This window comes from Prochlorococcus sp. MIT 1307 (assembly GCF_034092395.1).
Classification (GTDB): domain Bacteria; phylum Cyanobacteriota; class Cyanobacteriia; order PCC-6307; family Cyanobiaceae; genus AG-363-K07.
This window is the reverse complement of record NZ_CP139301.1, coordinates 876,021-899,309: the sequence shown is the minus strand read 5'-3', so window position 1 is coordinate 899,309 and position 23,289 is coordinate 876,021. Positions and strand designations below refer to the sequence as shown.

Sequence of the window (23,289 nt, the reverse complement as noted above, 5' to 3'; positions counted from 1 at the left end):
CTTATTCGTTTAAAGGTGAGTGCAGAGCGTTATCTCAATCACCCTACGTTTGGGATGCTTTACCTGGTTGCACCAGCAGGAGAGGGCAGGGATGTTTACGCCACTTTGTATGCCCAGAAGATGTTTTTTCTTGTCACTCTTCAACCTAGAGGTGCTCAATTTGAAGTGATTCCTTATTTGGATGCTCGTCACCATGCGGAAATTCATTTGTCACTTTGCCGACGAAACGGATCGCCTGATAAGCAAAGGTGGCAGGAATTGTTTCACCAAACTTTTATTTGAACATTAAGGATGTTGTCTACTCGTTTACGTTACATTTCTGATTGTTTGCCATCAGGCGTTCGATTACTTGCAGTTAGCAAGGGCCAACCTGTGACATCGATTCGTTCACTTGCAGAAATTGGTCAGTGTGATTTTGGTGAAAGTCGTTTACAAGAAGCCTCACCAAAGTTGAATGCGCTTCAAGAGTTCAAGAATCTTCGTTGGCATTTTATTGGGCGCCTTCAATCGAACAAAGTGAGGAGTGTTGTTAAATCCTTTCAATTCATCCATTCAGTTGATTCTTTTTCACTCGCCGAAAGGATCTCAAGAATTTCTGGTGAAGAGAAATGTTCGCCAATGATCATGCTGCAAGTGAAATTCCGTGAGGACCCTACAAAAGGTGGATTTTCTCCTCAGCAACTTCTGGATGAATGGTTAAAGCTAAATACACTTCCTAATTTGAAGCTTGTTGGTTTGATGACAATGGTTCCTATAAACCTTGATTGTGAGGATCGAAGAAATGTTTTTAGGGATTGTCGTGCGTTAGCAGACCAATTGAACTTACCTGACTGTTCTATGGGTATGAGCAGCGATTGGAAGGAAGCATTGCAATGCGGAGCAACCTGGCTGAGGGTGGGGTCAGCCTTGTTCGGAGATGATAAAAATCATGTCATCAGTCACACAGATATCACTAAAAGCGATTAAAAACCTTGCCCCTACCTTCCTGGAACGTTATTTAAGAAGAAGGGTTTAAATGTCTCCCTAAAAAAGACACTTCTAATGTCGGTATTTTACCGATTCTTTCCACGTCGTTCTAAGAGGATTTAAAAGGTGTCGCTTATTTCCCGTCTGCGTGCTGTCGTTGCTGGTGACGACTACCTTGAAAGCGATTTTGATGAGCTTGATTATGAAACGGGGGATGAATTTGACCCTGACAATAGAGTAGAGAGAAATACTGATAGTGAGTTAGCGCCCTTTACTCAATCGAGTCCTTTTGATCTAGGAAATGGTATTCCTTCTTCCAAGGTAATTGGTATGCCTGGCATTTCTACAACTAATGCTGAGGTCAATTTGATGGAGCCAAGAAGTTTTGATGAAATGCCTAAGGCAATTCAGGCTTTGCGTGAAAGGAAGACAGTGATATTGAATCTCACCATGATGGAACCTGATCAAGCTCAAAGAGCAGTTGATTTTGTTGCAGGTGGAACTTTTGCAATTGATGGTCATCAGGAGCGAATTGGAGAAAGTATTTTCCTCTTTGCTCCAAGTTGTGTAACTGTGACCAATTCTTTTCAGGAAGATGCTTCTCCTTCAACAGTTGTGAATAAAGACTCAGAACCCCTTGTTAAGGATGCAAACCCTGCACCTGCACCTGAATGGGGTCAATCAATAGCTTCTGCTATTTAATATTCGTGTCTTGCTCTCTTGGTGTTATTGGTTTAGGCCGGATGGCTCAGGTTATCCTTTTGCCTTTGTTAGAGAGGGGAGACTTTAGACCTGATCAGGTTTGTGGGGTGGTAGGTCAAAAAGCAAGTGTACAAAATGCCAAAGAGCAATTGCCTAGAGGGGTTCAAGTATTTTCTTCGGATGACCCAAGCTCGCTTGTAGTTTGGAATGCTCCTATCAAGTTGTTAGCAGTAAAACCTCAACACCTTGATGCAGTTGAAGAGATGTGGAATCAAGTTGATATGGAAGCTCCCTCCAGTGATCAGTTATTGATTTCTTTATTAGCAGGCGTGAACTTAAAGCGTCTAGGAGCAATTTTTACTGATTGTTCTTGTGTTCGCGCTGTCCCAAATACTCCTGCATTGGTAGGGGCTGGTCTAACGGGTTTGGCTTGGGGAGATGAAATAACCTATGAACAGAAACTTTTAGTGGAGAAATTCTTTAAGCCAATTAGTGAGGTTTTAGAGCTGCCAGAAACTCAATTAGATGCTTTTTTGGCTCTAGCTTCTTCAGGGCCAGCATATGTGGCACTTATCGCAGAAGCACTTGCCGATGGTGCTGTTGCAGCTGGATTGCCGCGATTGTTGGCAAATTATTTAGCTCACAGGACTCTCTTTGGGACTTCTTTGTTGTTGAAAGAAAAAGCTTTACATCCAGGCCAGTTGAAGGACATGGTTGCCTCTCCAGGAGGTACAACAATCACTGCTTTGCGTCAGCTTGAAAGTGCTGGTGTTCGTTCGGCTCTAATGGAAGCTGTTGTGGCTGCTGCTGAACGGAGTCGCGAATTGGCTTAAGTCTGGGGAAAGAGGCTGAATGAAGGAGGTCCTCATATAGCTTTTCTAAGGCGTCTATGTTTTGACTAAGGGTATAACGCTCTAAAACTCGTAAACGTGCGCGACGGCCTAGCTCAAATGTCAGAACCGGTTGATCTCTGAGGACTGGTAGGAGGGTGCGAAGTTGAGTGGTGACTCCTTGTGTACTTAGAACGATGCCAGCACCATTCTCCAGTACTTCCCCGTCAGCTCCTGCGTCTGTTGCGACACAAGCTGTTCCTGTAGCCATCGCCTCTAGTAATGATAGGGAGAGGCCTTCTACGAGGCTTGGAAGAAGGAAAACTTCAGAGCATTGGAGTAAGGCGATTTTTGTCTCTAAATCAGCTTCATACCCCCACCAGAGGACGTCACAGTCGTTTGCAGTTAAAGAGTTGTGTTCCAACGTTGTCTTGAGAGGCCCATCTCCCACTATCACTAATCGACATCCTCTAGGTTCTACTTGGCGCCATGAACGGAGGAGTGCTTCAATATTTTTCTCGGTAGAGATTCGTCCCATATAAAGAAAGATTCGCTCTCCCCCAAGACGTTCTCTTACATTTTTTTGTTTAGGACTTATTGATTTTGGGTTTGCGGGCATCCAAATATCGGTGTTTATTCCATTTGGTATTACTGCAAGCCGATTTTCTTTAACGCCAAGCTTTGCAAGTAGTTCAGCTTGCATGTCGGAAAAAACAATTACTCTGTCGTAACGAGCGAGAGAAGGTGCATAGAGTTGATAAGTAAGTTGTTGCGTTCCTGCCGTGAGGTTTCTTATCCCAGCGTCAAAAGGAGGATGAAAGGTTGCTACAAGTGGGACTCCAATTTGTTGACAAAGGTCAGGGAGCCTAAAATCTAATGGAGAGAGAGTAAGGCTTGCATGTACTAAGTCTGGCTTTAGTCTCTCAAGAGATTCTCTTAGTTCTCTTTGAGCTCTTGGTGAAGGGATTGTGTAAACCTGGGATTTGACTAAATAGGGCAGGCTGACTTCTGGATCATTAGCGAGGAGAGATGTTTTGCTATCTCCAGGGCTGATCGGATTGTCAAAGTGTATAAAGCTGGTTTGATGGCCTCTATCTCTAAGCGCTTCTGTAGTACTTAGGCCATAAGTAACATTCCCGCAAAAGGGTGATTTTTTGCCCAGCCAGGCGATGTGAGATACCTGCCGCATTGCAGTAAGCAGTTTTTGAAGTTAGCAGCGCTTCCAAGGAAATTCTAAAAGTGCAGCCAGCAGCGCTAGAGCTGCCAGAAGCCAAAGGACAGGAAGTAATCCATAACGACTTACTAAGGTACCAGCGAGGACTAGAGGCAGACTCAGAGAAATATTTATTAGGTTGTTTTGAAGCCCAAAGACTTTCCCTCTTTGACTCTCTGGAGTGTCTTCTTGAACAGTTGTTTGAGCTGGGATTGCTACAAGTGCTGCTCCTGCACCTAGTGCTGCACAGAGGATCAATGTAAGAACTAATAACCCTTGTGATTGCCCAAGTAGTACCAGACTGCATGTAATGCAGCCAAGTCCAGTAGCGGCAAGTTTTCTTCGATTAAAGACATCTCCCATTTGAGCTATAGCCACTGCTCCTATGGCCATGCCTAGCCCACTTGTGGCTAGCAAAGTTCCAAATCGAGTAGGCCCAAGGCTTGAGATGGAGGAAGCAAGGCTGATTGTTAGCACATAAAGAGCGGCCAGAAGGCTATACAGAAGTACTAAGTTCATCATTGCCCCTCTAACTGTTGGACGCTCTTTTAGTACTTGCAAGCCATGGATAATTTCTTTCCCGACGCTTTTGTGAGCTTTGCGATTTGATTGTTCTCTTAGATCGATTTTACTTATACTTAAGGCTGCAATTCCATAGCAAAAAGGTAGGAGAAGAAACTCTCCTCCATTTATTCCAATGTTGAGGAATAATTGGTTTAGTAGACGAAGTATTGGATCTCCAAGTGCAAAACCAACAATTGTTGCCCCCATGCTGGTTGCTTGGTACAGAGAATTTGCGGCAAGAAGATGTTGCTTGGGAACTAATAAAGGAATAGTTGATTGTTCTGCCGGGGCAAAAAATTGGGTAAGGACAGATTCCAGAAATGTCATCACAATAAGTCCCCAATATCCCCAGCCAAGTCCAATCCAACTTGGTCCCGGCAAAAGAAATATTGGTGTAAAAAGTACGAGCAGCCCACGAAGTCCATTGGAAGCGACCATGATGCGGCGCTTTGGCCAGCGATCAGCTCCAACACCAGCAATTGTTCCTAATATCACTGCTGGGATGGTGTTTGCTACATAGATTCCTGTTGCTAGAAGTGTGATTTGCTGAGCATTGGTTTGGAAGTTCATCCTCATTGCTGCGGCTACTTCTGCCAATGCCTCGTTGCTTTGAGGGGCGCTATGAACCCAATACTGGGCAATCAGATAAACCATCAAAACTATGTAGAACTTGTCGGCCAATTGAGAAAAAATTTGGCCTATCCAAAGTCGGCGGAATCCTTTTAATTGGATCACCGCTTGAAGGCCCTTCCCCCTCTTTTTGTGGTCATTTTGGGCTGCTGTGTTCTTCCTTTGACGGGTTGGACCGCTCAAGATGTTTTTAGTATTCTCATCATGATCGCCCATCCCTTAACTGTTCTTTAATCTAAAAGGGATTCACGCAACATCTTCAGGGCACTTGAATTTCTGGGTAGATGATTGTTGATCCAATTTTCCACCACGATCAGGAGCCTTATCCATACTTCTTTAGGTCCCATTAGTTCTCCATCTTTTCGTTTTGGAAGATTGGGACGAAGCAGTCTTTGGAGGAGAGCAAATTCAGAAGGATTAAGTTGTATAGCTGAATTTGGGATGGAACCAATTGCAAACCCCTCTTCAGGAATAAAGCTGCATCGCCAATCCCATTTGCCAATAGGTGGATCTAGCTGTAATCCACTGTGGCAACAATTTTGAATAGGAAGGCCATAACCTCCCAGCGCCAGCAGATGAACACAAGACTGAACACTTTTAGCCAAAGTTAAAATTGAGTTGGTCTCACCATTTTTTTCAGACTCTATTAGTCGTTCTAAATGTATTAGTACGGTACTGAGCATTCCTGGAATAGGATCGTTGTTAGCGACTAGTAATAGGCTTAGTTCTGCAAGAGCTTGTGCTGCTGCAAGAGTTTCAAGTTGTTGACCTACTTTGGTATAGCTACGAAGAACTTTTACATCACGAACACGCTTTAGCTCAGCACGTCCTCCAAGTTGAAGATCGAGAAAAGTAAAAGGCGCAGCCGCTGCGAAGTTGCTTTTTGGTTTTCTTGCACCTGGTACAGCTACACGCGTCACACCTTTTTCATTAGTAAGAATCGTCAACAGTCGATCATTCTCTCCAAGAGGCCCTACTTTTAGAGAGAGACCTTGAATACGTTGTTCAAAACTCACTTTGTGCTTTTAAGGAGACTTTGAATCAATTGAGGTCCAACGGTCGTGCCAATTTTTGTCGCTCCTGCTTCAATTAGTTCTACTACTTGATTAACTGTTTTGACCCCCCCTACCGCTTTTACTTCGCATCGACCACGAGTCAATTTTGATAGTTGATGAATATCAGAAGAGAGAACATTACGCCCGAAACCGTTTCCATTTTGTAGGCTAAAAACTCCTGCATCGATTGCTGCTTCCACTGCAAGGGATAGCTTTTCTGGATGAAGGTTCACAGTATCTAGAATGACTCTTACAGGAATTCCAGTTTCACAAATACCTGCAAGTTCTTCTGCGAATGCTTCTGTTTTTTCTTCGGTTAACGCCAAGAAGTTAGGTACCACTTCCAATTCCTCCGCACCTCTTTCTACAGCCCATTCAGCTTCTGCTTGTTTCTGTTTGCTGGTTATAAAACCAAAGGGAAAGGCGATAACAGCAATCAGCTTTGTTTGGCTGGGGGGACCTAGCTTCTCTCTGGCGGCTGTAAGTCGAGAGAGATTGGTACAAAATCCAGAAAAACTGTAGTAACGAGAAGCATCACAAAGCTTATTCAGATCATCGATGGACAGATGAGGGTTTAAAGCCGCTTGATGGATTAGCGGAGAAAGATCTGGTAAATCATTTTTAGCCTCCATAAAAAATTGCCAAGATCAATTTTTTGCTTGGATAACTCCATATCCACCATGGTTCCTTTTGTATATAACTTGCAATTCTTTTGTTGTTTTTTCTCTGAATAGATAAAAGTCGTGATCGATGAGATCCAGTTGATGTCGAGCCTCATCAACAGTCATAGGTTCCATTGGAAAATACTTTCGCCTTACTCCTGGATTAGGCAGTTGAACTTTTTTCCCTTCAATTAGAGATCCCTCGATTGAAGATTCATCAATAACGGCTTCTGTTGATGGTGTTAAAGAGGCACTATGACCGGCACTATGGTGATGGTCAGAGTGGCGTTCTTTATAACGACGCAGTTGTCGACAGAGTTTGCTTGCTACCAGGTCAATGCTTGCATAAAGATTCTCGCTTCGCTCTTGAGCCCTTATTACAGTGCCGTTAGCAAAAACAGTTACTTCTGCAGTTTGTTGCGGAGTTCGAGGGTTCCTCGCTACTGATAGGTGAACATCGGCTTCTTTGACCATGTCTTCAAAGTGTTGAATCGCTTTTTGCAGCTTTGATTGTGTGTATTCACGTAATGCAGGAGTTAGTTCAAGGTTTCGACCATGGATAAGCAGCTTCATGGCATTACTCCTGGGCCATTTCATACCGGCAAGTTAGATAAAACTTGTCCATTGGGAAACATTTCTCAGGCTTTTATTCTTGAGCCAAGAGATTTGGTACCTTTCCAGACCGCATGGGATTGGCAGAAATATTGGCAGAAAAACCTTTTAACACGAGGAGATTTGCCCCAAGCAGTTTGGCTTCTCCAGCATCCGAATTGTTACACCTTGGGAAGAGGAGGGAGTGAGATGAATTTGCGTTTCGATCCAAATAACCCTCCTTCGGATTTGTATCGTATTAATCGAGGGGGGGAAGTGACTCATCATTTGCCTGGACAGTTGGTTGTATATCTTGTGCTTGACCTCCGTAGATATAGAACCGATCTCAATTGGTATCTACGTCAACTTGAGCAGGTGTTGATAGATGTTCTTTATGGCTTGGGACTTTCTCCTAAGCGAATTCATGGATATACAGGGGTTTGGCTTGATGGATTCAAAGTGGCTTCTATTGGGGTTGGTTGTCGCCGCTGGATTACTCAACATGGCTTTGCTCTTAACGTTGACTGTGATTTGAATGGTTTTTCTGAAATAGTTCCTTGTGGACTGCGAGAAGTCAGTGTTGGAAAGCTTGATACTTGGATCCCTGGATTGACAGTTAAGGATGTACAACCTTTGATTCGTAGCTGCTTAACTGAGCGTTTTGGGCTGAAATCAACTAAAGAAAGCTGCGTTCCTAAGTTTTTGGAAATTGAGACCGATAATTAATTGAATTGTTTCTAGGTGATTTAGGTGAGAGGCTTGAACTTCCTTAACAGAATTACTAATCAAGGCGTCCCTGCGACTGGGTTTGCAAGGTCCAGCTGGAACCCCACTCAACAAGAATTAGATGCTTTGGCTCATCATGATTATGTACAAGGAATTGACCGTGTAGACCAAATCTGGGAATGGCTAAGCAAAAAACATGGTGAAATCATTGCAGTTGATGCCCCGCATTGCACTATCCCTGAGACCTTTACATACAGCGAGATCGCTGAACTTATTGCTCAGGTTGCGTCTGGATTTGAATCTTTTGGAGTGACTAGCGGCGATGTTGTCGCGCTTTTCTCGGAAAACAGTCCGCGTTGGCTAATTGCAGATCAAGCCTTAATGCGATTAGGAGCTGCTGATGCCGTTAGAGGGGCTTTCGCACCTATTGATGAGCTCCGCTACATACTCAGCGATTCCTCGTCAGTCGCGATTGTTGTTCAGAATGCAGAATTGTGGAGAAATCTGGACCTTAATCTTGAGCAGAGAAATCGATTGAAACTTGTAGTGCAACTTGAAGGTGAGCCTACTGATGACTTTGTTGTTAGTTGGGAGGCTTTGGTTGGTGCAGGCATTGCTATGAAGGAGGTACACCTAAAAACAGTGCGAAAATTAGATTCTGCAACATCCCCTATTGCAACGATCCTCTATACATCTGGCACTACTGGAAAGCCTAAGGGTGTGCCATTGAGTCATGCAAATCTTCTACATCAAATTAGATCGCTAGCCTGCATCGCTAATCCACCAGCTGGCTCACCTGTACTTAGTGTTCTCCCTATTTGGCATTCCTACGAGCGAAGTGCAGAGTATTACTTCTTTTCCTGTGCTTGTACTCAGAACTATACAACCATCAAAAAACTAAAACAGGATCTTCCGAGAGTACGCCCGGTTGTTATGGCTACTGTCCCGAGACTTTGGGAAGCAGTGCAGATTGGATTTGATGATGCGGTTAAGAAGATGTCACCAATCAAACAGAGACTCTTGAAAGCATCACTTGCTAATAGTGGCGCATACAAATTGGCGCTTAGAACTTTTAGAGAATTGTTGATAGATGAGGTTTCGATTAGAGCTCGTATTAGAGCCTTGGTCGAGATGATTTTTCGTTGGCCTATGCATGCAATGGCCTCTTCTTTGTTGTGGCCCAAGATTTTAGCCGTGCTCAGTGGAGGGAAATTGGTTTTCCCCATTAATGGAGGAGGTGCTATTGCGCCTCATGTGGATCTTTTTTTTGAAGCTTTGGGCGTCGAGTTGTTAGTTGGTTATGGGTTGACTGAGACAAGCCCAGTTGTGAGTTGTAGACGTCCTTGGCGCAATGTTCGTGGGAGTTCTGGTACTCCTTTGCCTGAAACAGAATTTCGAATTGTGGACATTGAGACAGGAGCTTTAAAGATGACTCGTGAGCGCGGTCGTGTACTGGTAAGAGGTCCTCAGGTAATGAATGGTTATCTTGGGAAACCCGAAGCGACGGCTAAAGTCCTTGATCCTGAGGGTTGGCTTGATACAGGAGATTTAGGGATGCTTCTTCCAGATGGATCGCTCGTTTTAACTGGACGGGCCAAGGATACGATTGTCTTAAGTAATGGAGAGAATATCGAGCCCAGTCCTTTAGAAGAGGCTTTAGTTTCTAGTCCATTACTTGAGCAAGTAATGTTGGTTGGGCAAGATGAACGACAGTTAGGGGCCTTGGTTGTCCCAAATATTGAAAGGACTTTATTTTGGGCTGAACAGAAAAAATTGGCTATTTCAAAAGATCTCGGTGGATCTCCTGGAGATGAAACTTTGAGGAAGCTTATTCGGAGTGAGTTAAATCGGCTGCTTGCTCAACGGCAAGGTTCACGTCCTGATGAGCGGTTGGCAGGAGTTGCTTTTGTTAAGCCATTCTCAATAGAGAATGGCCTGCTAACACAGACGCTAAAACAAAAAAGGGAAAAGATTGTCGCTAGGGATTTTGAGGCTATTGCTTCAATTTATGGTCGATAGAACAATCAATAGGCAATTTGGTTGACCTAAAGGGCTTGGAGCTGAGAATCTTGGCCGGTATTCCTTTTTCTTATGTCCGACGGTACCACCCTGTCGATTAAACGCTCTATCACTATTCGAGCAATAGTTACTCCTTCTTGGAAGGAGGACGCCGAACGGGAACTCAGCAATGCTATTTCAACAACTGATCAACAATTGTCCCAGTTAGAGCAGGAGGGGCAACAAGTGGTTAGTGATGTGCGTAGTCAGAGCGCAAATCCATTAGACCCTCGAGTTCAAGATCAGGTGGCACAAGTGCAACAGCAGGTTGCTGCAAAGAGAGCTGAGTTGGAAGAACAAAAAAGAAATCTTCTTCAGCAGCAAATTCAAGTTAGAGAATTGAAGATGGAAGAGATTGTTGAGCAGGGGCAGTTGGAAAGTTTTTGTGACCTTGAGGTTGGCGACAACTTAGTTGATAAAATGCAGGTTGCTGTGGTTGTTAGAGATGGTGTAGTGGAGGCTATTGAAAAGAGTTGAGTCAACAGTTTTGATGAGCATGAAATTGATAATTAATTGTATTTTATGAATGTTTTTGTCTTTGAAAATTCCATTTGATTGCAAACATTGTGGAGTAAAAGCTTGCAAAATTTAAAGACCTTTCAATAAAATTCTATTGAGGATGCTTTTTGCTTCCTATGGTTTGGAAGTCCAAAACTAGCAGTAAAAACCTTGTTATATAGATTTTTTGTACTTTGTGGAAACATATTTTTTAGTGCTTAGCCTTAAATGCTCTCACTCCAGGTCGCTGCTCTTCTAAAAAAGCTTAGGGTGACAGTGAGATGTAGTAACTCTCAACTAAGTTTTAAGTGAATATTTGGCCTTCTCAATAGGAATAATCTTTTGCTTCTCATGTTTAATAGAGGAACGCTAAGAATGAAGCTTTCTATGAAAGGGTGGCTCTTAAGAATTGATTTAGGCAATGCTATTCAAAGAAGACTAGGAAATGTTGTTTTAGTGGTGCCTAATCGGTAGCGACTTAAAATCTGTAGGTCACACCAATCAACTGTCTTCCTAGTTGAAGAAAAGTTGGACGGCAGGTTTGACACCACCAGCAAATTTCTTGGTATCACTGGCGAATGGCGACTCACGACATTTTCATGCCTGCTCTTAGCTCCACAATGACGGAGGGCAAAATAGTCGAGTGGCTGAAGAAGCCTGGAGACAAGATTGGCCGAGGGGAATCTGTTTTGGTGGTTGAGTCTGATAAAGCTGACATGGATGTGGAGTCTTTTCAGGAGGGTTATTTAGCAACTGTTTTGATACCTGCTGGAAGTACAGCCCCTGTTGGGGAAACGATTGGCCTGATTGTCGAAAGTAAAGAAGAAATCGAAGCTGCTCAGGCCAAGAAGCCTGCTGCACCTTCTGCGGCAACCGTCAAAACTCCTGATCCAAAAAACAGTCCTGAAGAGTCTGCAACGGCTTCATTTAAAGAGGAGGGCTCTACTTTTGTTTCTGCTCCTTCGATAACGATTAGTAACCCAAGCGACATGACTTCTGTTACTAATGATGGCCGTATCGTCGCGACTCCACGAGCGAAAAAGCTTGCTTCCCAGATGGGAGTTGACTTGTCAATAGTGCAAGGTACTGGTCCTCATGGTCGCATTCAGGCTGAAGACGTTCAACGAGCAAAAGGTCAACCTATAACTGTGCCTTGGGTGGCGGAAAGTGATGCGGCGGCAGTTGCTCCCGTCTCATTGCCTCCAGTAGCAAACATTTCCTCAGTAAACTCCATAACTCAAGAAGGTACAAAAGGGAAAAGTTTTGGGGCTCCTGGAGAAACAGTTCCTTTCAACACACTTCAGCAAGCGGTTAATCGAAATATGGAAGCAAGCTTGGAAGTACCTTGCTTCAGAGTTGGTTACACAATTACTACTGATAAGTTTGACTCTTTTTACAAGGAGGTAAAGCCTCAGGGTGTAACTATGACAGCGTTGTTAGCCAAGGCGGTTGGTCGGACACTTGCTCGCCATCCTCAAGTAAATGCAGCTGCTAGTTCAAGAGGCATGGCATATCCAGCTCAAGTCAACGTTGCCATTGCTGTTGCGATGGAGGATGGTGGCCTTATTACGCCTGTTCTTCAGGATGCTGACAAAACCAATTTATTTGAGCTATCTAAACAGTGGTCCGACCTTGTGAAGCGCTCTAGAAGTAAACAACTTCAACCCAATGAATACAGCAGTGGCACCTTCACTCTCTCGAACTTAGGAATGTTTGGAGTGGATCGTTTTGATGCAATTCTTCCTCCTGGAACTGGAGCGATTCTTGCAGTAGCAGCTTCAAAGCCAAATGTTGTAGCTAATCATGATGGTTCAATTTCTGTGAAACATCAAATGCAGGTGAACCTTACAGCTGACCACCGAGTTGTCTATGGAGCTGATGGAGCTGCTTTTTTAAAAGATCTTGCGCACTTGATTGAAAACAATCCAGAAAGTTTGTCTTCTTAGATCAGGTCTTTCTGGACTTTTGGTTTCGTTTTTACTTTTCTTCTGATTTAAGAATTCTTATTTAAATGTGTCGAACCCTAAAGATTCATTTCTTAGTTCATATGACTATGAGCTTGATCCTGAACTGATAGCGCAGACTCCTATGGAGCCTCGACATGCTGCTCGCTTATTGATCGTTGAATCAGAAAAAGGGTTCCTAACTGCCTCTAGAGACGTGAAGGTTTGGGATTGGAAGGATGAACTGCGAGCTGGGGATTTGCTCGTTATAAACAACACACGAGTTTTAAAAGCAAGGCTGAGAGTGAGACTTTCAAGTGGAGGTTTAGCTGAGTTGTTATTGCTTGACCCTCTTGAAAGAGGGAGGTGGGTATGCCTTGCACGCCCTGCGAAACGTATGAGGCCTGGAGATTATTTGGTAGTAGAGGCACAGGGAGAAGACCCTATTCGCTTAGAGGTGATAAGGAAGGATGTTCTTAGTGGTGGCCGAGTTATTCAATTTCCTCCCCGTTATTGCGACAGAGAGACTATCGATGAGTTTTTAGAACGGTATGGGGAAGTCCCACTACCCCCATATATACAACGGCAAGATCCTAGTGATGGGAAGAGATATCAGACACGTTATGCAACTTGTCCCGGTGCGGTTGCAGCACCTACCGCTGGGCTGCATTTAAGTGATGAGCTTTTAAAAGCCTTGACTCAAAAAGGGGTGCAACAAGCTCGAGTAACTTTGCATGTCGGATTAGGTACTTTTAAACCATTGGAAGCAGAAGATCTAACGCATTTGCAGCTTCACAGCGAATGGGTAGAGGTTAGTCATGACGTGGTTAAAGCAGTTGAAGATTGTCGTTCTAGGGGGGGGCGAGTTCTAGCTGTTGGTACAACTAGTGTTAGAGCATTAGAAGCGGCCTTTGTTTTAGGTGGTGGGAGGCTAAAACCTTTACGGGGGAAAGTGGATCTTGTCATTAAGCCTGGATATCGTTTTGGGGTGGTGGATGGCCTCTTGACTAATTTTCATCTACCAAAAAGCTCTCTTTTGCTTTTGGTTAGTGCACTAATTGGACGTGAGAGATTGTTGGCGCTCTATGCGGAAGCAATAGAGCGCCAATATAGATTTTTTTCTTATGGAGATGCGATGTGGATACCTCCTAGCGCTGTATTGCCTCAGGCTTCTATTCGCTATACAGGATCTTGAATAATGCCTGTAGGTACTGCCTCAAACATTACTGAAGAGAGGTATCTCTCTGCCATGTCAGGAAGTACGACCACAATAGTTTTTCCTTTGAATTCGTCTTGCTCTGCCATTCGTATGGCAGCAGCAGCGGCAGCTCCACAAGAAATACCTACTAATAAACCTTCTTCTTGTGCTAACCGGAGAGCCATGGCTACTGATTCATCGTTGCTGACTTGTTCTACTCTGTCTACAACTGACAAGTCTAGGTTCTTGGGGATAAAACCTGCGCCGATTCCTTGGATTTTGTGAGGTCCAGGTTTGAGCTCTTCACCATTTAGTGTTTGAGTGATGACTGGGCTATGTGATGGCTCTACCGCAACAGAGAGAATGGGTTTTCCTTTTTCTTGCTTTATATAGCGGGATACTCCTGTAATTGTTCCGCCTGTACCAACTCCTGCTACTAAAACATCAATTGCGCCATCGCTATCATCCCAAATTTCTGGACCAGTTGTTTTGAAGTGAATATCTGGATTGGCAGGGTTCTCAAATTGCCCTGGCATGAAGTATTTCTTGGGATCACTTTCTGCAATTTCTTTTGCTTTTGCAATCGCACCTGGCATTCCTTTCGCAGCTTCTGTGAGTATTAACTCGGCTCCCAATACAGCCATTACTCGTCGACGCTCTAATGACATCGATTCGGGCATTGTCAGTATGAGTTTGTACCCTCGAGCCGCAGCCGTAAAGGCAAGGGCAATACCTGTGTTGCCTGAAGTGGGTTCAATAATAGTTTGTGACTTTCCTAGTGCTCCCCTCTTCTCTGCATCCCAAATCATGTTGGCGCCGATTCTACATTTAACGCTGTAGGCAGGATTGCGGCCTTCGATTTTAGCTAAAACAGTAGCCTTTGCATTTTTTGTGACTGAGTTCAGCTTTACTAATGGAGTGTTGCCTATGGCAAAGCTGTTGTCTTGGTAGATTCTGGACATGCGTAGCTGTGAGGTGATCTAATCATTAGCTCGAATTTAGTGCGATTGCATCATGCTGAGTTGATGTGAAAACGATTTGGTGTGATTTGTATCTCAATTTTGCAAGGCTTTTTCAAAACGCTCCCATAGTTTGTCCGGCTTTTCAAGACCCACTGACACCCGTAACAAATCAGTTGGCACGCCACATTTGCTTGCCCATATGAGTTCTTGGTAGTGGGCAAGAAGAACATAAGGACAAGCCAAAGTGAAGTTAGTTCCAAGACTTGGGCCTTTGCAAATCTCAAGAGTGTCATAAACCCTTTTTGCTTGTGATAACCCTCCTACCAGTTCGAATGAAAGAAGACAGCCATGGCCTGCACCTGGTCTCATCAAAGCTTGAAAGTTAGGACATTTTTCTGGATGCAACACTCTTGCTACTGCAGGGTGAGCTTCTAATTTTGTTTTTAATGTCAAGCATGCTCGATTGAGTTTAGGAAGACGCTCCTTGACATCTCGACTTGTTTCTTCTAGTTCAACCGCATCTGCATCTGATAGTTCGGTTAAATCAATATTTGTCAGAATTTCTTTCAGACTCTTGCTCCAGTGAGATTCTGGGCTGATTACTAATGCTCCTGCAAGAATATCTCCTCTTCCAGCAAAGCTTTTTGTCAGTGAGCTAAAGATCAGATCGGCGTAAGGAAGAGCATTTATATTCACTGCTGAACCGATAGTGTCATCTGCTATCACGGGTATTCCTCTCTCATGTGCAAGTTTTGAGACGGTCAGTAAGTCGATGCATTGCAACATCGGATTACTTGGTAACTCAACAATGACCGCAGCTGGTTTTTTCTTCTGAAGTTCAGCTTCTATTGCTGTGGGGTCAGTTTTGAGGCAAAGATCGCTTCCTTCAAAAATCGTTTGTGGAAGCTTAAGAACATCAACGTATGGGAATCCCAGCTGAAGAGTGGGCCGGTTGGGATGAAGTGTAGTTATTGCTTCTAAGGCACGTGCCAAAGCAGCCATGCCGGAGGGGTGTAATTCAATGTTTTGTGAGGGACAGCAATAGATTTCTGCTAGTCGTTGTTTAAGAGCAGATCGAGCCTTTATGCCAACGCTCGGTAATGGTGCTTTCTCTTGATTGAGTGCGATTGCAGCTAGCCGGGAAGATGCCCCAAGTCCTGTATGTTGCCAAAAGGCTTTGGCAGCATTAGTAGCTTGAGCGTCTGCTATTAGGCAATGAAGTCCTAATACTTCAGAAATGATTGTTTTACTGCCACTTGCTTTGTGGTGACAAAAATTCCTTGCTTTTTCTGCAGTTTTGATATCTGGGTATGGCCAGACACTGCATTCACCCCATTGGGGTGGCTTGTGAGCTCGTTGTGCTACTTCTAAAACTAATGGGTTTAGACCAAATCTTGGATAAACAGAACGCAGTGTTTTTAGGACTGAAGGGTCTTTTTCCTCATATGCAATGACATCTTTCCATCGAGGCAAAGCTACGGAAACCGCATGTGGGCTATCAGGGAGGGCCTGACCAAGATCTTTAGCGCTCCAGCAAGGATTTGTTAGTAAGTTCCTGGGGCTCACTACAGTTGATCCAATGCTTTTTTGAGATCACTGCTTAGATCTGAAAGATCTTCGCACCCAATTGAAAAGCGAACAAGGGACTCATCGATTCCAAGGTGGGCTTTTGTTGTGGCATCAACAGATGCATGAGTCATTGTTGCGGGATGACAAATAAGACTTTCAACCCCACCGAGACTTTCAGCCAAAGTGAAAAACTTTAGGCTTTTACAGAATGAAAAAGTTTGATTTTGATTTCCTTTAAGGTTTGCTGTAATGATTGCACCACCGGCATTCATTTGCCTCAGGGCGACATTTTGTTGTGGATGATCTCCTCGAAATGGGTAACGAACCCATTTCACTGATGGGTGTGCAGCAAGTTGATCTGCCAATGCCGCAGCATTAGATACTTGTCGTTCTAGCCGAAGAGGCAGTGTTTTGATCCCTCTTGTTATTAGCCAGCAATCAAAAGGAGAGGGTTGTAAACCAAGAGCTTTTTGGGCAAATGTCATTAAGTCTTGCCATTTACGTTCGTTAGTGCAAATAGCTCCACCAAGTGCATCGGAATGACCGTTGATGTATTTGGTTGTACTTGTTAATGAGAGAGTGGCACCTATCTTTAGAGGACTTTGCAAGAGAGCTGTACAAAAGGTGTTGTCTACAACTACTGGGATTTTTTGAGCGTTCGCGACAGTGCATATTTTTGATATGTCTAGAATCTTGAGAAGTGGATTCGTTGGACTCTCCAGCCAGATCATCGCAGGTTTTTTTTCTGTGATTGTTGTAAGCGAAGATGCATCAGTGAAATCTACCCATGCTGTATTCAAGCCAAAACGTTGGAAAATTTGTTCGAATAATCTAATTGTGCAGCCATAAAGATTTTCTTCGCAGAGGACTAAATCTCCAGTTTTTAGAGTGGAAGCTATTGCTGTAATAGCACTTACTCCAGACCCGAAAACAGTTGCATATGAGCAGTCTTCAATTGAGGACAATACAGATTCGAGGATTCGAAAATTAGGGTTTCCAGAACGGGTGTAATCGAAACCTCCTGGATTCCCATGCTCAAACGTTGAGCTTGGGAAGATCGGTGGCATTACGGTACCTGTATCGCTCGCAAAGCTTTCCCCGTGATGAATCGAACGAGTACTCAAGCCAGGGGAGTAGTGATTTTGAGGTTTATCTGATGACATTATTTCTTCTTGAGCTTTAGATAGGCTAGATACTTGCAGGGAAATCTCTCAAGGTGTTTGGGGGTCTTTGTGATTAGTGAACTTGTTTTGCTTTGCTGTAAACCTTTTTCGAATTTCATAAAAGCTTGGCTAACACTAGAGAATTGTGCAACTTTTCTATGGCTTGTAGAATTTTATTACCAAAGGTTTATTGAGAAAAGTCAGTTGCCTAAAGGAGACTTTTCGACAAATAAGTAATATTTTATTTTCTTGATAACACTATCAAGAGACCAAGTCAACATATCTATTGCATTAATTTAAGTTGATCTCCCTTGGTTGCCGAAGGCGTCAAGGTATCTCTATTATTAGTTTAATAATTCCTGGCTTGTTTCCAAATAAGACAAAGGATTAGGCTCATTGCAGCTAAGGGAAGCAGGGTTTTAAGGATGCCAACAACAATTAAAACTACTATTCCGATAGTTCCATATATAGTCCATTTAGGAAGATAACGGAGAGCCTTTTTCCCTGCATTGCTTGAAAAAGGAATAACTTCGTGGTCAATAGCCATTGAATTAGAGGAGTTCATCCAAGACTAACCATATTTCTATTTGTTGGTAAGCATTTGTAGAAGACATCTATCTATAGAGATGTTTTCTGTAGGCATTGCTTTTTAAGAAAAAATTAGTAGATAAATAGAATTAAAAAAAACCTTTTTATTCATTGGAGCTATTGAGCTATTAGGTAAGACTTCTTGCTTGGGTGAAATTACTTCAACTTTGAGAGGCTTTTGATTAGGGCCAGAGCATAAACTTCATCTTTCCTGCAACAACTAAAGCGAATGCCCTCTTCGTATTTGGTGGAGCAGGGATCCTAATTGGAAGTTGTTTTTTTGCCCGCCCTATTAGTTTTTGTTGGCCTAATAATCATTTCTTAGTTCGTATGAAGGGTAAGAGAAAAGAATGATTTAGCTCACTCTTGCTCTAAAAACTGAAGATATTTTTTTGTTGTATTTGAAAAAAAACACTGGAAAACCTAATCAATTCCATCAAAAACCCCTGGCTAAGCAGGGGTTGGAGCAAAGTTGGAGTAATAGTATTGAGATTCGCTGAGAATCCAGTCTATGACTCAGGTATCAGACCTTACGTGAGTAATACTCCACAACTAGAAGTTCATTAATTTCCAGGGCGACCCATTCACGTTCACATTTCCCTGTGACTTTGGCTGACATTTTGGGCTTGTCTAGTTCGAGGTGCGGAGGAACATTTGCTAGCCCTGGGAACTCCAGATTGGCTTCAGCAAGTTTTTTGCTTCCTTTTCGCTCTCTTATGGCAACAACATCTCCTGGTTTGCATTGGTAACTGGCGATGTCCAGGATGCGGCCATTGACAGTTACATGACCGTGGTTGACCAATTGACGAGATCCAGGGACAGTTGGACCAAAACCAAGACGGAAGCAAACGTTATCAAGTCGATTTTCTAAAAGCTTTAGAAGATTGGTTCCTGTGGATCCCTCTTGAGCACGTGCCTTCTTTACATATCGGACTAGTTGTCTTTCGGAAATCCCATAGTTAAACCGAAGCTTCTGTTTCTCTTCAAGGCGGATCGCGTATTCAGAGCGCTTGCGACGGGCTTGGCCGTGCTGACCTGGCGGATGGGACCGTTTTGCGGCCTTCCGAGTGAGACCTGGTAGATCTCCCAAGCGCCGCGTGATCCTCAAGCGAGGTCCGCGGTATCTAGACATAAGACAAAATTTAAAGGACAAATGTGGTAGCGACACGCCATGCTGGAGAAATGCCCAGGTGGTGTTTGGCTATGCACGAACTTAATACTCTATCTCCCGGTATTCACCAAAGGTTTAATCGCCGCCTGGGAGCGATTCTTGTTGCATTGATTAATTTTTATCGGAAGTGGTTTTCCCCAATTTTGGGACCACGATGTCGTTTTATTCCAAGCTGTAGTGCCTATGGGTTAGAGGCGATCTCTCGACATGGTCCATGGAGAGGTGGTTGGCTTACCTTGAAAAGGCTTTCACGTTGTCATCCATTTACTCCCTGTGGCTGTGATCCTGTCCCTGACTGATGAGTGACTTGTTTCTTATTCTTTATAGCCGCAAGGGCTGTTGTTTATGCGAAGAACTGGCTAGACGGTTGACTTGTCTTCCCTTGGAGGAATTAATTCCTCCAATAAAGCTTCGTGTGATTGATATTGATGCTGCTGATACTCCAAAAGAATTGTGCGCTCGGTATGACACGCAGGTTCCCGTCATGCTTCTTGGAACTAGTGACTTAAAAAAAATGGTTGAGCTTCCTAGAGTCTCTCCAAGGATGAATAGTGAAGGACTTTTCTTGTGGTTACAAAAGATTATTACCAAAACTATGGGATCGGATTAGAACAGCTGAGTACATGGATTTGTTTTCCGTGACTCAGAATCTTCATTCTCTTCTTCATTCTGTAGGTTTGAGCATTCCATCAGGAATGAAGAACCATGTGATTGAAGGCATCACATGTGACTCTCGTTGTGCTGTGGCAGGAAGTTTGTTCTGTGGATTGCCTGGGCAAATAGTTGATGGAGGTCAATTTTGGCCTCAGGCTTTGTCTGCTGGGGCAGCTGCGGCTGTTATTAGTCAAGAGGCAGCGAAATTGAGGCCTCCTGGGTCGGAAGATTCAGTGATGGTTTTACCCGACCCTGTAGCTCAGTGGGTGGGTGAATTAGCTGCGGCATTTTGGCAAGTGCCTTCTTCAAAGATTCCTTTGATAGGAGTAACAGGAACAAACGGTAAAACTACCGTTACATATCTCATAGAGCATCTCACCACCGTTGTTGGTAAATCAGCTGCTGTATTCGGAACACTAGTAAATCGATGGCCTAACCATAGTGAAATTTCTGTTCACACCACAGCTTTTGCAGATACGCTGCAAACTCAACTCGCAGCAGCTGTAGAAGCAGGGGCTCAGCTAGGAGCTATGGAAGTTAGTTCCCATGCGCTTGCTCAACAGCGTGTGGCCGGATGTCGTTTTGCGGGAGCGATATTTACCAATCTCACTCAAGATCATCTTGATTATCATCTCACCATGGATGATTACTTCAAGGCTAAGGAGTCTTTGTTTCTACCTCCTTTATTGACTTCTTCTAAAGCAAAAGCTGTAGTGAATATCGACGATACTTGGGGTGCTCTGTTAGCCGAGCAATTAGGAGAAAGGTGTTGGCGAAGTTCATTAGTCAATGGTTCATCTATCTCCTCAGAAGCAGAGTTAATTATCTCTGAGATTGAGATGACATCAAGAGGGGCTACAGGTCTTTTACAAAGCCCTGTAGGAGAAGGCCGATTTGTCTCTCCCTTGATAGGTCGTTTTAATTTGATGAATTTTCTTCAGGCTGTTGGAGTTCTTATTCAACAAGGATTGCCATTGTCTGAGTTATTGAGGGGTATTGCTTCTTTCTCTGGAGTTCCTGGTCGAATGGAAAGAGTAAACACTATGTCAGGAGAAGATGCTTCTAAATTGCCTACAGTAATTGTAGATTATGCCCATACTCCTGATGGTCTGAAGAATGCTCTTATTGCTGCAAGACCATTTGCTATGGGTAAACTTACTTGTCTATTTGGCTGTGGAGGTGATAGAGATCGCGGGAAACGCCCACAAATGGGAATGATTGCCTCTCAATTGGCGGATCGAGTCATTATCACGTCTGATAACCCCCGTACTGAAGACCCTAAACAGATTTTTAAAGATATTTTAGCTGGAATTCCTTCTAATATTGAGGTCAATGTTGAAGTTGATAGATCATTAGCTATTCGGCTCGCGATTGATGAAGCTTCTTATGATGATGTTGTTCTTGTTGCTGGCAAGGGACATGAGGATTATCAGATAATTGGGGCGAAAAAAGTTTATTTTGATGATCGAGAGGAAGCTAATAAGGCTCTCGGCAGAAAATTAATTAACAACAAAACAGATTTCACTTAATTGATACAGACTAATTTCTGAATGGCTTTCATGAGGGTTTTGATCTCATCGTCATTACTAGTGATATGTAAGCATGCCCGTAGACATATAGGATCTTCTAGATCTCGAATCCATACACCTTCTCTGCCTAGGAGCTTAACTATTTCTCTTGTTGAAGGCTTACTAGGAATCTGAAAACTTACTAGGCCTGAAGGTGGAGGTCCAGTAAGAATAGGATGGACGCCCTCTAGTTTGTTCAGCACGTTCCAAAGTTTGGAGCTTGACTCGAGAATTTTTTTGAGTCTTCTTAGTTCAGAACCCTCTTCTTCTAGTAGTCGCAATGAACATCTAAGGCCTGCTAGTAAGGGTACACATGATGTTGCTATTTCAAAACGTCTACTATCGATATGAAATGGAATAGGATTGTCCAGTTGGCAACTACCTTCATGCTGAAGGCTACGCCACCCTATTAGAGTAGGTTTGGATTCTTCTAGTACTCTTTCAGATATCGCAACTGCCCCTAATCCCTCTGGTCCGCAGGCCCATTTATGCCCTGTAAATGCATAGATATCTGCTTTGCTGGCCGCTTCTCGCACTGGAATTTGCCCAAAACTTTGAGCTGCATCGACTAGAAGAAAGGGCTTGTTTGGATGCGTGGAGAGCCTTTTAGAAACAGCTGAGATCGACATTCTTTGCCCTGTGTTCCATAGAATATGGGATAGAACCACAAGCCTTGTTTTTGGCTTTAATGCCTTTTCTAAGTTTTCTAATAAGCTTTGTTCAGTATCATTTTGTTTAGTGTCTCCTTGTCGTAGTTGCTTTACTTGCAAGATGTCTATTTCTAGTAGCTTACGATCTGCCAGTTCTCTACAGGCCGAAACAACTCCTGGGTGCTCACAATCACTGATTAGTAATCTATCTCCTGTAAAGAAAGGGAGTCCCCAAAGTGGCAAGATGCATCCACTAGTTACATTTTCTGTTAGAGCTATGCGGCTGCTAGTTATGCCACAAATTTTTGCCAGGCATTGTCTTGTGGCTTGTTGTTCACTTGCTATAAAAGGCCAAACCTTATTAGTAAATGGACCTAGCTCCTGAATTTTGATCCAACTAGTCGTAATGGCTTCTAGGGATGGTTGAGGTAGAGGGCCTTGACCTCCATAATTGAAGTATTTTTTGTTTTGGAGAGCAGGCATTAATGCTCTGAGTTTGGGCGTTTTCTTTTTGCTCATGCGCGTCAGATGCTTTTGCTTAATCTCTTCCCTTAACTTCGAGCAAATAGGTACAAAGCTTCAGGAATCAACTTCCAGAGACTTAGATCCTATTTTATCGAACCTGCAATTAGATTAGTTTCTTACTGTTGTTGTGATAGATGACTTTTATGATGCTTATCAATTTCTTATAAGCTGCTAGAGCTTAATTAAGTCTACTTGTAAATAGTCAAGGAAGAGTCATTGCTGTTTAGACTGAGCTTCTTCCATGACTATTTACAAGTAGACTAAGATAATATACGACTATTGTTTATTAGTTTTTATATTTAAAATCCCAAGGGTCGTGTAACAGCAGGATAAGCTGACCAGCACAAGTGGTTAGATTTTGTTTCATGGCTGTTTTGCTTGATTTTGTTGGCTAGATGCTCAAAACTTCTCAGAGTCTTATTTATGGCTATGCCTCGACGGCAATATGGCTTTTTTGTTGAAAGCTTGATCACCTGCGATCTAGTTTTCCTAAAGCGGCCTACTTAGTAGGCATTGAAGATTCTTCTTGAACGGGTTGATCGCTGAAAAGCTTGAGCTCTAACAGACCAAAATCTTGATTTACGAATCAATGCTCTTTTTGTCGATTATGAGGAGAGCTTCTGGTGTGCTTTGTCTGCTTTGCGTATTAGCTTTTGAGCTTCTTTTCGAGAGATACAGTTCTCAGCTTTTGCCTGTAGCTTTAGAAGCTTGGCATGTTGTTTGGTTTCATTCATTAAAAAACTATAACTCACTTATGACAAGACCATTTACTTAGTATTCAGTTTTGAAGCTGTAATAAGCCT

General features: G+C 43.3%; 24 protein-coding genes. 12 read left to right on the top strand and 12 right to left on the bottom strand.

All coding sequences use genetic code 11. From position 1 onward, the window contains the following. Positions 1 to 15 precede the first annotated feature (15 nt). From SOI82_RS04650 to proC, 4 genes are all read left to right on the top strand, one after another. Positions 16 to 282, top strand: coding sequence for a PipX family protein (locus SOI82_RS04650; RefSeq protein ID WP_320668202.1), 267 nt, complete (start codon positions 16 to 18; stop codon positions 280 to 282). A 9-nt stretch (positions 283 to 291) separates the two neighbouring features. Further along, on the top strand, positions 292 to 966 hold the full coding sequence (locus SOI82_RS04645) for a YggS family pyridoxal phosphate-dependent enzyme (RefSeq protein WP_320668201.1): 675 nt from the start codon (positions 292 to 294) through the stop codon (positions 964 to 966). Between the two features lie 126 nt (positions 967 to 1,092). After that, a complete protein-coding gene (locus SOI82_RS04640) occupies positions 1,093 to 1,668 on the top strand; it encodes a cell division protein SepF (RefSeq protein ID WP_320668200.1) in 576 nt (191 codons plus the stop codon). Positions 1,669 to 1,673: 5 nt separating this feature from the next. Then, positions 1,674 to 2,501, top strand: coding sequence for a pyrroline-5-carboxylate reductase (gene proC, locus SOI82_RS04635; protein WP_320668199.1), 828 nt, complete (start codon positions 1,674 to 1,676; stop codon positions 2,499 to 2,501). On the opposite strand, the gene SOI82_RS04630 is transcribed toward proC, so the two are convergent. Genes SOI82_RS04630 through hpf form a run of 5 tightly spaced genes read right to left on the bottom strand, consistent with a single transcriptional unit; the run spans position 2,407 to position 7,195 of the window. After that, positions 2,407 to 3,687, bottom strand: a complete 1,281-nt coding sequence (locus SOI82_RS04630; protein WP_320668198.1) for a glycosyltransferase family 4 protein — start codon at positions 3,685 to 3,687, stop codon at positions 2,407 to 2,409. The genes proC and SOI82_RS04630 overlap by 95 nt on opposite strands. 21 nt (positions 3,688 to 3,708) lie before the next feature. Further along, on the bottom strand, positions 3,709 to 5,121 hold the full coding sequence (locus tag SOI82_RS04625; protein WP_320668197.1) for an MFS transporter: 1,413 nt from the start codon (positions 5,119 to 5,121) through the stop codon (positions 3,709 to 3,711). Between the two features lie 14 nt (positions 5,122 to 5,135). Then, complete coding sequence (gene recO / locus SOI82_RS04620) at positions 5,136 to 5,921, bottom strand: DNA repair protein RecO (RefSeq protein WP_320668196.1); 786 nt, start codon at positions 5,919 to 5,921, stop codon at positions 5,136 to 5,138. Continuing rightward, positions 5,918 to 6,592 (bottom strand): deoxyribose-phosphate aldolase, encoded by a 675-nt coding sequence (gene deoC, locus SOI82_RS04615; RefSeq protein ID WP_320668195.1) that lies wholly within the window; start codon positions 6,590 to 6,592, stop codon positions 5,918 to 5,920. Before deoC ends, recO begins: the two co-directional genes overlap by 4 nt. Before the next feature lie 15 nt (positions 6,593 to 6,607). Continuing rightward, positions 6,608 to 7,195 (bottom strand): ribosome hibernation-promoting factor, HPF/YfiA family, encoded by a 588-nt coding sequence (hpf, locus tag SOI82_RS04610; RefSeq protein WP_320668194.1) that lies wholly within the window; start codon positions 7,193 to 7,195, stop codon positions 6,608 to 6,610. Here hpf and lipB point away from each other — a divergent pair. The 5 genes from lipB (at position 7,178) to queA (ending at position 13,633) form a co-directional block, all read left to right on the top strand. After that, positions 7,178 to 7,939 (top strand): lipoyl(octanoyl) transferase LipB, encoded by a 762-nt coding sequence (gene lipB / locus SOI82_RS04605; protein WP_320668193.1) that lies wholly within the window; start codon positions 7,178 to 7,180, stop codon positions 7,937 to 7,939. The two genes, hpf and lipB, sit on opposite strands and share 18 nt — an antisense overlap. A gap of 33 nt (positions 7,940 to 7,972) precedes the next feature. Next, positions 7,973 to 9,958, top strand: coding sequence for an AMP-binding protein (locus tag SOI82_RS04600; protein WP_320668192.1), 1,986 nt, complete (start codon positions 7,973 to 7,975; stop codon positions 9,956 to 9,958). A 72-nt stretch (positions 9,959 to 10,030) separates the two neighbouring features. After that, positions 10,031 to 10,474 carry a YlqD family protein gene (locus SOI82_RS04595; RefSeq protein ID WP_320668191.1) on the top strand — a complete coding sequence of 148 codons (444 nt, stop codon included), beginning with the start codon at positions 10,031 to 10,033 and terminating at the stop codon, positions 10,472 to 10,474. Positions 10,475 to 11,073: 599 nt separating this feature from the next. Beyond that, a complete protein-coding gene (locus SOI82_RS04590; RefSeq protein ID WP_320668190.1) occupies positions 11,074 to 12,441 on the top strand; it encodes a dihydrolipoamide acetyltransferase family protein in 1,368 nt (455 codons plus the stop codon). Positions 12,442 to 12,508: 67 nt separating this feature from the next. Further along, positions 12,509 to 13,633, top strand: a complete 1,125-nt coding sequence (queA, locus tag SOI82_RS04585; protein WP_320668189.1) for a tRNA preQ1(34) S-adenosylmethionine ribosyltransferase-isomerase QueA — start codon at positions 12,509 to 12,511, stop codon at positions 13,631 to 13,633. Here queA and cysK read toward each other — a convergent pair. From cysK to rpsD, 5 genes are all read right to left on the bottom strand, one after another. Next, positions 13,618 to 14,598: a cysteine synthase A gene (cysK, locus tag SOI82_RS04580; protein ID WP_320668188.1), complete on the bottom strand. Its 981-nt coding sequence runs from the start codon at positions 14,596 to 14,598 to the stop codon at positions 13,618 to 13,620. The two genes, queA and cysK, sit on opposite strands and share 16 nt — an antisense overlap. A gap of 93 nt (positions 14,599 to 14,691) precedes the next feature. Next, positions 14,692 to 16,164, bottom strand: coding sequence for a PLP-dependent transferase (locus SOI82_RS04575; protein ID WP_320668187.1), 1,473 nt, complete (start codon positions 16,162 to 16,164; stop codon positions 14,692 to 14,694). Further along, positions 16,164 to 17,330, bottom strand: a complete 1,167-nt coding sequence (locus tag SOI82_RS04570) for a trans-sulfuration enzyme family protein (RefSeq protein ID WP_320668186.1) — start codon at positions 17,328 to 17,330, stop codon at positions 16,164 to 16,166. The genes SOI82_RS04575 and SOI82_RS04570 overlap by 1 nt, the downstream gene beginning before the upstream one ends. 349 nt (positions 17,331 to 17,679) lie before the next feature. Continuing rightward, positions 17,680 to 17,895 carry a hypothetical protein gene (locus SOI82_RS04565; protein WP_320668185.1) on the bottom strand — a complete coding sequence of 72 codons (216 nt, stop codon included), beginning with the start codon at positions 17,893 to 17,895 and terminating at the stop codon, positions 17,680 to 17,682. Between the two features lie 546 nt (positions 17,896 to 18,441). Beyond that, positions 18,442 to 19,050 carry a 30S ribosomal protein S4 gene (rpsD, locus tag SOI82_RS04560; protein ID WP_320668184.1) on the bottom strand — a complete coding sequence of 203 codons (609 nt, stop codon included), beginning with the start codon at positions 19,048 to 19,050 and terminating at the stop codon, positions 18,442 to 18,444. A gap of 71 nt (positions 19,051 to 19,121) precedes the next feature. Between rpsD and yidD the strand changes: the two genes are divergently transcribed. The 3 genes from yidD to SOI82_RS04545 are packed head-to-tail and all read left to right on the top strand — an operon-like array spanning position 19,122 to position 21,272. Beyond that, on the top strand, positions 19,122 to 19,388 hold the full coding sequence (yidD, locus tag SOI82_RS04555; RefSeq protein WP_320668331.1) for a membrane protein insertion efficiency factor YidD: 267 nt from the start codon (positions 19,122 to 19,124) through the stop codon (positions 19,386 to 19,388). Beyond that, a complete protein-coding gene (locus tag SOI82_RS04550) occupies positions 19,388 to 19,699 on the top strand; it encodes a glutaredoxin family protein (RefSeq protein ID WP_320668183.1) in 312 nt (103 codons plus the stop codon). The genes yidD and SOI82_RS04550 overlap by 1 nt, the downstream gene beginning before the upstream one ends. A gap of 28 nt (positions 19,700 to 19,727) precedes the next feature. Continuing rightward, positions 19,728 to 21,272 carry a UDP-N-acetylmuramoyl-L-alanyl-D-glutamate--2,6-diaminopimelate ligase gene (locus SOI82_RS04545; protein ID WP_320668182.1) on the top strand — a complete coding sequence of 515 codons (1,545 nt, stop codon included), beginning with the start codon at positions 19,728 to 19,730 and terminating at the stop codon, positions 21,270 to 21,272. Here the strand turns inward: SOI82_RS04545 and SOI82_RS04540 are convergent. Together SOI82_RS04540 and SOI82_RS04535 are read right to left on the bottom strand one after the other, a co-directional pair. Next, on the bottom strand, positions 21,269 to 22,480 hold the full coding sequence (locus SOI82_RS04540) for an aminotransferase class V-fold PLP-dependent enzyme (RefSeq protein WP_320668181.1): 1,212 nt from the start codon (positions 22,478 to 22,480) through the stop codon (positions 21,269 to 21,271). The two genes, SOI82_RS04545 and SOI82_RS04540, sit on opposite strands and share 4 nt — an antisense overlap. Before the next feature lie 611 nt (positions 22,481 to 23,091). Further along, positions 23,092 to 23,220: a hypothetical protein gene (locus SOI82_RS04535; RefSeq protein WP_320668180.1), complete on the bottom strand. Its 129-nt coding sequence runs from the start codon at positions 23,218 to 23,220 to the stop codon at positions 23,092 to 23,094. Between the last annotated feature and the right edge of the window lie 69 nt (positions 23,221 to 23,289).